The organism is Streptomyces humi, assembly GCF_001005085.2.
GTDB classification, from domain to species: domain Bacteria; phylum Actinomycetota; class Actinomycetes; order Streptomycetales; family Streptomycetaceae; genus Streptomyces; species Streptomyces humi.
This window is the reverse complement of sequence record NZ_LBMU02000093.1, coordinates 1-13,429: the sequence shown is the minus strand read 5'-3', so window position 1 is coordinate 13,429 and position 13,429 is coordinate 1. Positions and strand designations below refer to the sequence as shown.

Genomic DNA, 13,429 nt, shown 5'->3' with positions numbered 1-13,429 from the left:
CGTAGTTACGCTCCGGCCGTACGGAACACGCGTGTGCCCACCGTCACGGCGAGTGTCGCGAAGCCGACGGCCACCAGCCCCCCGTACAGCATGTGGTCCGTCGTATAGGCGCCGACGTACGCGTCCCGCACCGCGTCCACCAGATAGCGGAACGGTACGAAGTGGGACAGGACGTCCAGCCAGGCCGGTGCCAGGCTCATCGGGAGCATCAGGCCGGACAGGAGCATGGACGGCATGGTCACGGCATTGATCATCGGGCCGAACTCCTGCGGTGTGCGGACCTTGAAGGCCAGCGCGTACGACAGCGAGCCCAGCGCGACGGTCAGCAGGGCGACGAAGGCGAAGCCGACCAGGATGCCGGCCAGCGGCGCGCGCAGGCCCATGGCCACCGCCGTGAGCACGAGCAGCACGGCCTGGAAGACGAAGACGGTGGCGTCCCGCAGGACCCGGCCCAGCAGCAGTGCGAGACGGCTGACGGGCGTCACGCGCATCCGCTCCACCACGCCCTGGCCGTTCTCCAGGATGATGCTGAATCCGGCGAACGAGGCACCGAACAAGCCCAGTTGGAGCAGCAGGCCGGGGACGAGGAGCTGCCAGCTGGAGCCGCGGGGGCCCAGCGGCAGGCGCGTCAGCAGTGGCCCGAAGAACAGCAGGTACAGCAACGGCATCAGCACGCCGAAGAGCAGGGCGAAGCGGGAGCGCAGGGACTGGCGCAGGTAGCGGCCGTAGATCAGGCCGGTGTCGTGGAGCAGCATCTCTTCCGGATTCCTATACGGCTACGGGTGTCACGTCGGCAGGGGAGGGGGCGCGGCCGGTGATGGCGAGGAAGGTGTCCTGGAGGCTCGCGTCGATCGAGCCGCCGTGCGCCAGCTTCAGCGCGGTCGGCGTGCCCTCGGCGGCGACCACGCCCCGGTCGACGATCACCAGCCGCTCGGCCAGGGCGTCGGCCTCGTCCAGGTAGTGCGTGGTCAGGAAGACGGTCGTGCCGTGCTCGTCGCGCAGCCGGCGGACCAGCTCCCACAGGTCGGCCCGGCTGCCGGGGTCCAGGCCGGTCGTCGGCTCGTCGAGGAACAGCACCTTCGGGCGGTGGGTGAGGGCCATCGCGATGTCGAGGCGACGGCGCAGGCCGCCGGAGAGCGCGCCGCACTTGCGGTCGAGGAGACCGGCGAAGCCCAGGTCGGCCGCCAGCTCCCGGGCCCGGGCGGCCGCCTGGTCCCTGCTCAGGCGGTAGAGGCGGCCCTGGGTGACGAGTTCCTCGCGCACGCCGATGTTCGGGTCGACCCCGCCGGACTGGGCCACGTATCCGCACGCGCGCCGCACCCCGGCCGGATCGGCCGCCAGGTCGTGTCCGGCGACCGAGGCCGTGCCCCCGGTCGGCGCGAGCAGGGTGGTGAGCATGCGGAGGGTGGTGGTCTTGCCGGCGCCGTTCGGGCCGAGGAAGCCGAGGATCTCGCCCTGGCGGACGGTCAGGTCGACGCCGCGCACCGCCTCCACCGGGCCGTGCTTGGTCTGGAAGGTGCGGGCCAGTCCGGCCGCGCTGATGACTGCTGCCATGCCGTCCAGAAAAGCAGAGCCTCTTAAAGTTTGCAATGCCTCCAAAATTTCAGGGAACCCAGGAAGGGTTACGATGCGGTCATGGCGGAAGGGCTCAGGGAGCGGAAGAAGCGGCAGACCCGGCAGTACATCTCGGATGTCGCCACGGGCCTGTTCGTCGAGCGTGGTTTCGACGCCGTGACGGTCGCGGAGATCGCCGCCGCCGCCGACGTCTCGGTCAACACCGTCTACAACTACTTCCCGGCGAAGGAGGACCTCTTCTTCGACCGGTCCGCCGGGCTGGTGGAGCGGATGGCCCGCTGGGTGCGCGGGCGGAACGCGGGGGAGTCGGCCGCCGCGGCCGTCCTGCGGGAGCTGCGCGAGGAGGTCGAGGCGGTGTCGCCCCGGGTCGGCCTGATCCCCGGATACGCCGCCTTCATGCGTGTCATCGAGGACGCGCCCGCGCTGCGCTCCCGGCTGTGGGCGATCGGGCAGGAGGTCCAGGCCAGGCTGGAGGACGCCCTGCGTGAGGACGCCGGAGCCGCGGCCGGCGACCCGATGCCCCACCTGATCGCCGGTCAGCTCGGCTGGGTCCACAGCACGGTCATGGCGGTCATCGGGCGCGAAATGGTCAAGTCTCGCGATCCGCGCGAAGTGTCCCGGGAGGTCCTGGTCCTCCTCGACGACATCGAGGACCTGTTGAGCGAGAAGGTCCTCAACTACGCCGTGCGTGGCGCGGAATGACCGGTGCCGCCGCGCCCGCCTGACGGGACGTGACGGTTGTCTCACCCCCTGAGACCGTGACACGCGTTACTTACCGGGTTTCCCGGAGCCTCCCAGCGCTAGGGTCCGGCCAAGAGGCATATCTGAACAGCGTGTAAGGGGAGCGGAGTGGCACGGAAGCTTGCCGTCATCGGTGCCGGCCTGATGGGTTCCGGCATCGCCCAGGTCGCCGCGCAGGCCGGCTGGGACGTCGTCCTGCGGGACGTCACCGACGAGGCGCTGGACCGCGCCGTCGGCGGCATCCAGGCCTCGTACGACAAGTTCGTGAGCAAGGGGAAGCTGGAGGCGCACGACGCCGACACCGCCCTGGCCCGCATCACCACGACCACCGACCTGGACGCGGTCGCCGACGCGGACATCGTGGTCGAGGCCGTCTTCGAGAAGCTTGAGGTCAAGCACGAGATCTTCCGCGCGCTCGACAAGATCGTGCGCCCGGACGCCGTGCTCGCCTCCAACACCTCCGCCATCCCGATCACCAAGATCGCCGCGGCCACCGAGCACCCGGAGCGGGTGGTCGGCGTCCACTTCTTCTCGCCGGTGCCGATGATGCAGCTCGTGGAGCTGGTCCGCGGCTACAAGACGAGCGACGAAACCCTCGCCACCGCACGGGAGTTCGCCGAGTCGACCGGCAAGACCTGCATCGTCGTCAACCGGGACGTCGCCGGCTTCGTGACGACCCGGCTGATCTCGGCGCTCGTCGTCGAGGCCACCAAGCTGTACGAGTCGGGTGTCGCCTCCGCCGAGGACATCGACCTGGCCTGCAAGCTGGGCTTCGGTCACGCCATGGGCCCGCTGGCCACGGCCGACCTGACCGGCGTCGACATCCTGCTGCACGCCACCGGCAACATCTACACCGAGTCGCAGGACGAGAAGTTCGCGCCACCGGAGCTGATGCGCCGGATGGTTGACGCCGGTGACATCGGACGCAAGAGCGGGCAGGGCTTCTACACGTACTGAAACATCAGTACCCAGAGCCCCTGACCGCCTCCGAAAAACGCACAGATCCCGGGAGTTTCACTCTCGGGGGTGAATTCGGTATCGGTTCGCTTACAGATGGCAACCTCTGGCTGTCGAACGCAGTCAGAAGTTGCATCACCGGACATCACTTTCACGGAGTAGGACACGCACTCTCGGGGAGCGCATATGTACATCAGGGGCGACCACGCCGAGCTGGTCGTCGGGGGCCGCCTCGACGTCCGCAGCGCGGCGGACGCCCGTACGGTCCTGCACTCGGCCGTCGACGACGGAGTCGGCGACCTGGTGCTGGACCTGTCCGAGCTGGACTCCTGGGACGCCACCGGACTAGGGGTGATCATGGGGGCCCACCGGCGGGCCGGCCGCTGCGGCCGCCGTCTGGTGCTGCGCGGTGTGCCACCGCAGATGCAGCGCCTGCTGGTGGCCACCCGGCTGCACCGCATCCTGGCGATCGAGGGCGGTATCGGGGTGGAGTCACTGCCCCGGGTGTGACTCCCGGGCACCGCGGTGCGCGTCAGATCCGTGCGGGGTGCAATCCTCACGAGACCGTGATGTCCCGGACGGCGCGGTACCCCGGACTGTCGTAGATACTGTGCGAAGGTTTAAGGTTCGGTCGCCCGCTGCCTTGCCACCCTTCGAGCACGGGCCCGGACCAGAAGCGACAGCGCGTTGTGCAACAGGCCGGGAGGGGCCGGTATTCACGGCACACGACGCTTTTGGGGGGCTAGGAACCTATGGACCCGATCAACCCGGGACCCGAGGGGTACGGCCATGACGGCGACGGCAGCGCGCCGCGCCAGCGCCCGCCCAGGGAATCCCTGACCAACGAGTTCGGCCAGAGCGCACCGCCGCTCGCCCGCACCGCGCGGCTGGTCACCGGTGACTTCCTGCTGACCGTGAACCCGGTCGACGGCAGCGAGATAGAACCCTGCCCGCCGACCGAGCGCCCGGCCCGGCCGGAGAAGCGCACCGCCGCCGAGCGCGCCGAGTACGAGCGCGCCGCCCGGCCGCCGGTACCGCCCGGCCCCGCCCGGCCCGAGCTGCCGCTCCTGGAGCGCCAGGACGACCGTGAGCGGCTCGTACGACTCCTCGCCCGCGGCCGCTCCGTACGCCTCACCGGCCCTTCGGGCTCCGGCCGCACCGCGCTCCTCGACCTGGTCGCCGACGACTGCTCCGACCTCGCCCCCGACGGCGTGGTCCGCCTCACGGGCTTCCACCGCACACCCGAGGACCTCCTCCAGGACCTCTTCCACGCCGTCTACCAGGCGCCCGAGCACCGGCCCGACCCGGCGGAACTCCTCGAACTGGCCGGTGACATCGGCGCGGTCGTCGTCCTCGACGACATCGAGTTCGGCGGCGCCGGACTCGACGAGCTGATCGACGCCACCCCCGAGTGCGCCTTCCTGATCGGCGCCACCCCGGACGTACCGGCGCCGTCCGCCGACTCCGCCGTCGAGGAGGTCGTCCTCGGCGGCCTCGACCGGGCCGGGGGCGTGGACATCCTGGAGCGCGCGGTCGGCCGGGTGCTCAGCGAGGAGGAGGCCAACTGGGCCGGCGACCTCTGGTTCGAGTCCGAGGGCCTGCCACTGCGCTTCGTCCAGGCCGGCGCCCTGCTGCGGCAGCGCGACCAACTGCGCGCCAGCACCGGTGCCGTCGACGAGTTCGGGGTCTTCGAGGACGCCCTGCCGGCCGACGTGCCCTTCGACGCCGAGGCCGTCGAGGAGGCCCCGCTGCCGTCGCTGGGCGAGGCCGCCGCGCCCGCCTCGCTGCTCGCCGCCCGGCTCAGCGCCTCCGCCCGCGCCACGCTGCGCTTCGCGGTCGCCCTCGACGGCGAGGTGCCGCACCAGGCGCATCTGCCGGCCCTCGTCGGCGACACCCACGCGGACGCGGCCCTCGGCGAACTGGCGGGCTGCGGACTGGTGTCCCCGGTGGGCTCCCGCTACCGGCTCGCCACCGGCGTGCTGCAACAGCTGGCGGCCGCCGGATACGCCGACGACATCGAGGCGCAGGCGCTCGCCGCGGCCCGGCACTACTCATGGTGGGCCGGGCACCCGTCCGTCACCCCCGAGCGGGTCTGCGCCGAGGCCGACGCGATCCTCGCCGCCCTGGCGGTCGTGGTCCCGGCCACGGTGCCGCCCGCGGAGGGCGAGGAGTCCACGCCGGTACGGCTGGCCCGCACGGCCGCGCCCGCGTTCGCCGCGGGGCTGCAATGGGGCGCCTGGGAACGCGCCCTGCGGGCCGGCACCGAGGCCTCCCGGCTCGCCGGCGAGGTCGGCGAACAGGCCTACTTCCACCACGAGCTGGGCATCCTCGCGCTCTGCGAGGGCGGCCTGGACCGGGCCCGTGCGGAGCTGGAGGCGTCGATCGGGCTGCGCGGCGCGCTCGCCGACAAACGGGGTACGACGGCCGGCCGCCGTGCGCTGGCGCTGGTCGCCGACCGCTCGGGCGAGGTGCTTCCCGTCCTCGCCGCGATGACGGGCGACGAGATCCCCGACGCCCGGCACGAGGAGTCCATATCCCCGGCGGGAGGGGTCACGACGCCCTTCCCGGCCGTCCACTCGCCGATCTCGGACACGATCGTCACCCCGCGGGCCGAGCCGGAGCCCGTCCGCCGCGGCGGAGTCGCAGGTATCGGCCGGATGGCCCGCCGCAACCTGGTCGCGGTCGGCTCGGGCGTCCTGCTCACAGCGGTCCTCGGCACGGTGGTGGGGCTCGGCATGACCTCCCACGACAACGCCGACAACCCGTCCGACAACGTCAGCGTCAACCCTTCGGCGAGCGACGGTACGGGGGACGGGAGCCTGGGCGCGGACCCGGGACAGAGCTCCGGTACGGCAGACACCGGTCCGGCCACGACGAAGCCGACGGACCCCGGCCCCGACGGCACCCTGGGCACCTCGGACGACCCGACCCCACCCTCGGACACGCCGACCCCGTCGACGACACCGAGCGGCACGAAGGGCACGTCGGGCGGCGGCACGACCCACGCGCCGTCCACGTCACCGACACCGACGAGGTCGACCCCGCATTCACCGTCCGCGAGCCCGTCGAGGTCCGCCACGACCTCTCCGTCGGCGTCCCCGTCGGACTCGACGTCTCCGGAGCCGTCCGACACACCGTCCACGACGGACAGCGCCAGCGGCCCGGTGTCCGACTCCCCGTCGATCACCACGTCCAGCGCGTCGGAGAGCATCACGCCGGGTACCCCGACCGGCACGGTGATCTGAACCACGGCGGAGGGCCGGTCTCCTTGCGGCAGACCGGCCCTCGGTCGTGTTCGGCTCCGACTCGTGCCCGTTGCTTCCTGTGGGCCCGGCCTCCACCTCTGTCCGCCGCTCACTTTCCGACCGCCGCGACGGGGCTCAGCCCCCACGGCGGTGGCCGGCGGGGCCGGACCCGCTCAGCCCGGTTCGGCACCGCCGGCCCGCACCGCCGTGGCGGAGCACCGTCGCGGCGGTCGGAAGCGGGTGTACCCCGCGGGCCCCGAAGCGCGCCTGGTCGGCAGGCCCGGAAGCGGACGTCCCCGGCGGGCTCGCTGGCGGGCGTACCCGGTGGGCTCCGGGGCGGGTGTGGTCGGGGGGTTCAGGGGGATCAGAACAGGCGGAGTTTGTCGTCCTCGATGCCTCGGAGGGCGTCGTAGTCGAGGATCGTGCAGCCGATGCCCCGGTCGGTGGCCAGGACCTTCGCCTGGGGCTTGATCTCCTGGGCCGCGAAGATGCCGCGGACGGGGGCCAGATGCGGGTCGCGGTTCAGGAGGTCCAGGTAGCGGGTGAGCTGTTCCACACCGTCGATCTCGCCCCGGCGCTTGATCTCGATCGCGACCGTCTGCCCCTCGGCGTCGCGGCAGAGGATGTCCACCGGGCCGATCGCGGTCATGTACTCGCGCCGGATGAGCGTGTAGCCGTCGCCGAGGGTCTCGATGCGGTCGGCCAGCAGCTCCTGGAGGTGCGCTTCCACGCCGTCCTTGATCAGGCCCGGGTCCACGCCGAGTTCGTGCGAGGAGTCGTGCAGGACCTCCTCCATCGTGATGATGAGCTTCTCGCCCGCCTTGTTGATGACGGTCCAGACGCCTTCCTCGTCGCCGGTGCCCTCCTTCAGCGTGCACGGCGGCGACATCCAGTTGAGGGGCTTGTAGGCCCGGTCGTCGGCGTGGATCGAGACGCTGCCGTCCGCCTTGACCAGGATCAGACGGGGAGCCGAGGGAAGGTGGGCGGTGAGCCGGCCGGCGTAGTCGACGGAGCACCGGGCGATGACGAGACGCATGGTCGGCAACGCTACTCGACGCGCCGCCCCGGACGCGATTCGCCCGGTGCCCCCGTGACCGGGGTCTGACGTGTCGCCTGCACACCTCTGTTCAACCCTGGCCGATTGTGTGCCTAAAGGGACCGTCGCATATACGCAATCTCCTGGTGGGGTCACCGTCCGTTGCCTACCGTAGTGAACGGGAGGTCGCGATGTGTGTACTCAGCGTGTTCGGTATCGCGAACTCCCTTTATCTGTCCGGCAACCCCTGCTGTTCGGGGGTGCGAGAGGAGAACCCATGTCGCTCGACGTCTCACCGGCCCTACTCGAACAGGCCGAGCGAGGCGAGGTCGACGAAGCAGAATTCGTCGACTGCGTCCGGACCTCCCTGCCCTACGCGTGGGAGATGATCAGCTCCCTGGTGGCCCAGCTGAAGGTGGACGGCGGACAGTTCGCCGACAACCAGACGCCCCCGCCGGACGAGCAGGCACGCGGTCAGCTGCTGCGTGCGCTCGCGAGTGACGCCATACGCGGCGCCTTGCAGCGGCACTTCGGTGTGCGGCTGGCCTTCCAGAACTGCCACCGGGTTGCGGTGTTCCCGCTGGACGCCTCGGTCGACGAGACGCTGGCCCGCTTCACCTCGGTGCGCAGTCAGCTGCTGAACCAGTCCCCGGAACTGCGGGACTGCTGACGCGGAGTTTCGCCACTGCTGACGCAGTGAGCCGCTTGCTTGCCGCTCCACACGCGGGAGGTGCATCAGTCACTGGGGCGGCAAGCTCCCCGCGGCGGCCGGGTCACCCGAGGTTGGGGAGTACCTCGGTACCCAGCCGTCGTACGTTCTCCTCCGTGGCCGCCAGATCCCCCGAGCCCTCGGTCAGCAGGGCGAACCGGGAGATGCCGGTCCGCTCGGAGGTCGCGGCGAGCCGGTCGGCGCAGAGCCGCGGGGTACCCACCGGGTGCAGCCCGCAGAGCAGTTCGGTGTACGCGAGCGGGTCGCGCATCGAGCGGATCCGGCCGTCCACCGTCACATGGGCCTCCAGGCCCTGCTTCAGCCAGCCCGGCATCGCCTTCGTCAGCGTCTCCGCGGCGTCGGCGCGGCTGTCCGCGATCTGGCAGACGCCGGCCGACACATGGGCCGCGCCGGCGATCTCGTCGCCCGGCCGTCCGGCGGCCCGCGCGTGCTGCCGCCACAGCGCCACCATCTCGGCCTTCTCCTCGTCCCCGACGTGCATGCCGAGCAGCATCGGCAGGCCCCGCTCGGCGGCCAGCCGGACACTCGCCGGCGAGGTGCAGGCGACCACGACCTCCGGCCCCGGCACCTCCGCCAGGTCCTCCGTCAGCGCCTCCGACGGGCGCGGTACGACGGGCACTTCACGGAAGGAGAAGCGCGGCCCGGAGGCCGACACGGCCGGTTCGCGCAGCCAGCGCGTCAGCAGATCGAGTGATTCGGGGAAGCCCTGTTCGTACGCCTCCAGTCCGGACCCGAAGACCTCCAGGTCCACCCATGGCCCGCCGCGCCCCACGCCGAGCGTGAAGCGGCCGCCGCTCGTCACATGGAGCAGCGCGGTCTGCTCGCCCAGGGCGACCGGGTGGATGGTGGGCAGCACGCTGACCGCCGTGCCGACCCGCAGCCGCCGGGTGCGGCCCAGCAACAGGGCCGCCAGCGTGACCGCCGACGGGCACGTGCCGTACGGCACGAAGTGGTGCTCGGCCAGCCAGACCGCGTCCAGACCGGCCTCTTCGGCCACTTCCGCCGTGCGCACCGCCCGGTGCAGGGCCTCCCCCTGGCCCTGGCCCGGGAACTGGGCGGCCAGCACAAAACTTCCTACGCGCATCGCTTTCCTGCTTTCCTGGCTCCTACCCGGAGCTCCCCCACCCGGCATAACCGTCTGACACGTGCCGAGGACACGGCCTGACGGAGAGATTTGCCGATTGTCTGGAGAATGGGTCGCCCTGAAGGGGGACTTGTGCGGGTTGGTGCCCTACGCGTACCCCTGTGTGCGCGTCGTAGGCTGGACACAGCCCGTGCTTCCTGTATAGCCCCGAGAGGTGTCCCGTGTCCCCGCGTCGCAACCGACCCAAGGGCCCGAACGGAGCGGCCTCGTCCGGCCAGAGCGCCGAGGAGGACCGTACGGACCGTTACGGCGGCTGGCAGTCCACGGTGAGCTGGCAGGGCGAGGAGTGGAGCGTACGGCATGTGGCGGGCGCCAGCGCGGTCGGAAAGACATACCGCTGCCCGGGCTGCGACCAGGTGATCCCCTCCGGCGTGCCGCACGTGGTGGCCTGGCCGGAGCACTCCGGCGTCGACGAGCGCCGGCACTGGCACAAGGCGTGCTGGAACGCGAAGGACCGCCGCACCACGCGGGTGCAGCGGTCCCGTAACGCGCCGAAGTTCTAGCCGGCTACACGTCCCGCTTCTCCAGCAGCAGGCAGGCGCCGCCGAAGGCCAGCGCGGTCACCACCAGCATGATCCACAGCGGGTCCCAGCCCGACGGGCCGTCCTGGCTCAGCGAGTTGGAGTAGAAGATGCTCAGCTGGTTCGGGATCGAGTACTCGAACAGGGCGTTCCGCACCTTCTCCAGCGACTGCGAGAACATGAACAGCGCGATCACCAGCGGGGCGAGCAGCGCGCCGATCATGATCGTGATGGCGCCCGCGGAGTGCCGGATGATCGAGCCGACGAGCAGCGAGAGCAGCCCCAGCAGCGCCATGTAGAAGCTGACGCCCAGGGTCGCCTTCAGCCAGTCCTCGTTCGTCGGGGTCCGCGCGCCGGTGTCGCTCAGCATGGACGCCTGTGTCATGGCGACGAACGCGCTGGCGGCCAGCGTGACCACGAAGGCGACCGCGAAGAAGACGATCGCCTTGGCCGCGAGCACCCGCACGCGCGACGGGCAGGCCACCGTCGTCGTACGGATCATGCCCGTGCCGTACTCGGAGGCGGTGGTCAGCACGCCCAGCGTCATGATGCACATGCTGCCGATGAGCAGTCCGAAGAAGCCGAGCGACAGCGGGTTCTCACCGCTCATGTCGGAGGACGACGAGGCGCCGCTGACCAGGGCGCCGGCCAGCAGGCCGATGCCGACGACCAGCACCACGAAGACGCCGAGCGTCCATATCGTCGAACGCACCGACCTGATCTTCGTCCACTCGGAACCGATCGCGTGCCCGAGGTGGGTGCGGACCACCGGGATCGGCGAGACGTAGCCGGCGTACGGGCCGCCGGGCGCCGCCTGCCATTCGGGCGCGGCCGGGGCCGCCTGCGGCGTCACGGGCTGGTGGGTGCTCATCGGGCGTCCTCGGGCTTGGTCAGGTCGGCGGGGGCAGGAGCAGGAGCCGCGGGGGAGGGCGCGGGCGCCGCCGGTGCGGGCGTGGCGGCCGCGGGCGGGACCGGCGCGGCCGCGGGCGGCACCGGCGCGGGTGCGGGCGCCGCGTAGGGGTTCGGAGCGCCGTAGGGGCCCTGGGGGGCCTGCGGAGCGCCGTACGGACTGGCGGGTGCCCCCGGGGCGCCGTACACCCCGGTGAAGGGCCCGCCGCCCTGCTGGGGCGGCGGCGGGGCGTACCAGCCCGGCTGGCCCTGCCCGGGCACCGGCATCGGCGGCTGCGCGCCGGGCGGCAGCGGCGGCTGGAACCCGGCCAGCTCGTCGGCGGTGGACCGGTAGTCGACGGCGCCCTGCGTCATCCGCATGTACGCCTCCTCCAGGGAGGCCTGGTGCGGGGAGAGCTCCCACAGCCGTACGTCCGCCTCGTGCGCGAGGTCGGCGATGCGCGGCAGCGGCAGGCCGGTCACCCGCAGCGCGCCGTCCTGCTCGGGCAGCACGTGGCCGCCGGCCTCGGTCAGCGCCGAGGTGAGCTTCTCGCGCAGCTGCGGCTCGGTGTCCGGGGTGCGGACTCTCGCGAAGTCGGCGGAGTTGGCCGAGATGAAGTCGGTCACACTCATGTCGGCGAGCAGCTGGCCGCGCCCGATCACGATGAGGTGGTCGGCGGTCAGCGCCATCTCGCTCATCAGGTGGGAGGAGACGAAGACCGTGCGGCCCTCCGCGGCCAGCGACTTCATCAGGTTGCGCACCCACAGGATGCCCTCCGGGTCGAGGCCGTTGACCGGCTCGTCGAAGAGCAGTACCTGGGGGTCGCCGAGCAGCGCGGCGGCGATGCCGAGGCGCTGGCCCATGCCGAGCGAGAAGCCCTTGGAGCGCTTGCCGGCCACGTCCTGGAGGCCCACCACGCCGAGCACCTCGTCCACCCGGCGGGCCGGGATCGCGGACAGCTGGGCCAGCGAGAGCAGGTGGTTGCGGGCGGAGCGGCCGCCGTGCACGGCCTTGGCGTCGAGCAGCGCGCCGACCTGGCGGGCGGCGTTGGGCAGCTTGCGGTACGGGTAGCCACCGATGGTGACCGAGCCGGCGGTCGGGTTGTCCAGACCGAGGATCATCCGCATGGTCGTCGACTTGCCCGAGCCGTTGGGCCCGAGAAAGCCGGTGACGGCTCCGGGCCGTACCTGGAAGGAAAGGTTGTACACGGCGGTCTTGTCGCCGTATCGCTTGGTCAGGCCGACAGCCTCGATCATGCTCCGCACCCATCGAAAGGATCAGGACAGCAGGGCAGACGCCCCCGTAAGGGTTAGGAGGATATCGGGGAGCTGACGGTTCCCATCAAGAGCTGGCAAAGCCGGTCCGTACCGGTCAGGTCACCGGGCGTCCCGAGGCCTCACTGGGCGTCCCGTCTCTTCAGCAGCGCGTAGCCGCCGGCGAGCGCGGCGACCACCCACAGCCCCATGATGCCGAGCCCGCCCCAGGGACCGTAGGGGACCTCGTCGCCGACCCTCGGCACCACCTGCATGACATGGCTGCCCGCCTGGTCCGGCAGGAACCGGCCGATCTTCTTGGTCGCGTCGACGTTGCCGAGGATGTTGGAGATCAGGAAGAAGAACGGCATCAGGATGCCCAGCGACAGCATCGGCGAGCGCAGCATCGCGGCCACGCCCATCGAGAACACCGCGATGAGCGTCATGTAGAGCCCGCCGCCCACGACCGCGCGCAGCACCCCCGGGTCACCGAGGTACGCCCGGTGCGGGCCGAGCATCGCCTGCCCCAGGAAGAAGGCGGCGAAGCTGGTCACCATGCCGACCACCAGCACCAGGGCCGCCGCCACCGCGATCTTGCTGAACAGGAAGGTGGCCCGCTGCGGCACGGCGGCCAGCGAGGTGCGGATCATGCCGGTGCTGTACTCGTTGGACACCACCAGCACCCCGAACACGATCATCGCGAGCTGGCCCAGGGTCATGCCGGCGAAGCTGATGTTCGTCGGGTCGAAGGAGAGCCGCTCCCGCACGGGCATGTTGCCGAACTGACTGTTCGCCAGCGCGGACAGCAGCATCCCGAGCGCCACGGTGACCACGACGGCCAGCGACAGTGTCCACACGGTCGACGCGACCGACCGGATCTTGGTCCACTCCGACCGTACGACCTGGGTGACGACCGCCATCTCAGGCTCCCTCGTCCCAGCCGGCGCCCCAGGCCCGTGGCTCCGGGGGCGAGTCGGCGTGCGCGTGGTACTCCACCGTCTCCGCGGTCAGCCGCATGAACGCCTCCTCCAGTGAGGCCTGCTGGGTGCTCAGCTCGTGCAGCACGATCCCGTGCCGGCCGGCGAGCTCCCCGATCGGTTCGGCCTTCCCGCCCTCGGCCTCCAGCGCCCCGGTGCCCGTCTCCACGACGGTGATCCCGGCCTGGTGCAGGACGTCGAGCAGCCGCTCGCGCTGCGGGGAGCGGATCCGGACGTACGACCGTGAGTTCGTTCGGATGAAATCGGCCATGGAGGTGTCGGCGAGCAGCCGGCCCTGTCCGATGACGACGAGGTGGTCGGCGGTCAGTGCCATCTCGCTCATCAGGTGGGAGGAGACGAA

Annotated in this window: 14 protein-coding genes; 6 read left to right on the top strand and 8 right to left on the bottom strand. The window is 71.3% G+C overall.

Annotated features, from left to right (window positions below):
• Positions 1-5: 5 nt before the first annotated feature.
• Together AAW13_RS36490 and AAW13_RS36485 are read right to left on the bottom strand one after the other, a co-directional pair.
• Positions 6-755, bottom strand: coding sequence for an ABC transporter permease (locus tag AAW13_RS36490; protein ID WP_046730632.1), 750 nt, complete (start codon positions 753-755; stop codon positions 6-8).
• Between the two features lie 13 nt (positions 756-768).
• Positions 769-1,554: an ABC transporter ATP-binding protein gene (locus AAW13_RS36485; protein WP_046730631.1), complete on the bottom strand. Its 786-nt coding sequence runs from the start codon at positions 1,552-1,554 to the stop codon at positions 769-771.
• Between the two features lie 81 nt (positions 1,555-1,635).
• Between AAW13_RS36485 and AAW13_RS36480 the strand changes: the two genes are divergently transcribed.
• From AAW13_RS36480 to AAW13_RS36465, 4 genes are all read left to right on the top strand, one after another.
• On the top strand, positions 1,636-2,277 hold the full coding sequence (locus AAW13_RS36480) for a TetR/AcrR family transcriptional regulator (RefSeq protein ID WP_046730630.1): 642 nt from the start codon (positions 1,636-1,638) through the stop codon (positions 2,275-2,277).
• Positions 2,278-2,424: 147 nt separating this feature from the next.
• On the top strand, positions 2,425-3,273 hold the full coding sequence (locus tag AAW13_RS36475) for a 3-hydroxyacyl-CoA dehydrogenase family protein (RefSeq protein ID WP_046730629.1): 849 nt from the start codon (positions 2,425-2,427) through the stop codon (positions 3,271-3,273).
• A gap of 186 nt (positions 3,274-3,459) precedes the next feature.
• Entirely contained in the window at positions 3,460-3,783 is a 324-nt protein-coding gene (locus AAW13_RS36470) for an STAS domain-containing protein (RefSeq protein ID WP_030672301.1), read from the top strand.
• A gap of 242 nt (positions 3,784-4,025) precedes the next feature.
• On the top strand, positions 4,026-6,518 hold the full coding sequence (locus AAW13_RS36465; RefSeq protein WP_046730628.1) for an ATP-binding protein: 2,493 nt from the start codon (positions 4,026-4,028) through the stop codon (positions 6,516-6,518).
• A 364-nt stretch (positions 6,519-6,882) separates the two neighbouring features.
• On the opposite strand, the gene nucS is transcribed toward AAW13_RS36465, so the two are convergent.
• A complete protein-coding gene (gene nucS, locus AAW13_RS36460) occupies positions 6,883-7,554 on the bottom strand; it encodes an endonuclease NucS (RefSeq protein WP_046734775.1) in 672 nt (223 codons plus the stop codon).
• Between the two features lie 277 nt (positions 7,555-7,831).
• Here nucS and AAW13_RS36455 point away from each other — a divergent pair, with 277 nt between their 5' ends.
• On the top strand, positions 7,832-8,224 hold the full coding sequence (locus tag AAW13_RS36455; RefSeq protein WP_046734776.1) for an SCO5389 family protein: 393 nt from the start codon (positions 7,832-7,834) through the stop codon (positions 8,222-8,224).
• A 103-nt stretch (positions 8,225-8,327) separates the two neighbouring features.
• Here AAW13_RS36455 and AAW13_RS36450 read toward each other — a convergent pair whose 3' ends face one another.
• The gene (locus AAW13_RS36450) at positions 8,328-9,368 is read right to left on the bottom strand and encodes an LLM class flavin-dependent oxidoreductase (RefSeq protein WP_046734777.1); all 1,041 of its coding nucleotides are present in this window, start codon (positions 9,366-9,368) and stop codon (positions 8,328-8,330) included.
• Positions 9,369-9,589: 221 nt separating this feature from the next.
• Here AAW13_RS36450 and AAW13_RS36445 point away from each other — a divergent pair, with 221 nt between their 5' ends.
• The gene (locus AAW13_RS36445; protein ID WP_046734778.1) at positions 9,590-9,931 is read left to right on the top strand and encodes a hypothetical protein; all 342 of its coding nucleotides are present in this window, start codon (positions 9,590-9,592) and stop codon (positions 9,929-9,931) included.
• Positions 9,932-9,935: 4 nt separating this feature from the next.
• On the opposite strand, the gene AAW13_RS36440 is transcribed toward AAW13_RS36445, so the two are convergent.
• From AAW13_RS36440 to AAW13_RS36425, 4 genes are all read right to left on the bottom strand, one after another.
• A complete protein-coding gene (locus AAW13_RS36440; protein ID WP_046734779.1) occupies positions 9,936-10,820 on the bottom strand; it encodes an ABC transporter permease in 885 nt (294 codons plus the stop codon).
• Positions 10,817-12,094 (bottom strand): ABC transporter ATP-binding protein, encoded by a 1,278-nt coding sequence (locus AAW13_RS36435; RefSeq protein WP_071659798.1) that lies wholly within the window; start codon positions 12,092-12,094, stop codon positions 10,817-10,819. Before AAW13_RS36435 ends, AAW13_RS36440 begins: the two co-directional genes overlap by 4 nt.
• A gap of 140 nt (positions 12,095-12,234) precedes the next feature.
• Positions 12,235-13,011, bottom strand: coding sequence for an ABC transporter permease (locus AAW13_RS36430; protein ID WP_046730827.1), 777 nt, complete (start codon positions 13,009-13,011; stop codon positions 12,235-12,237).
• A gap of 1 nt (position 13,012) precedes the next feature.
• The coding region (locus AAW13_RS36425) for an ATP-binding cassette domain-containing protein (protein ID WP_476756034.1) at positions 13,013-13,429 on the bottom strand (417 nt) is incomplete at its 5' end.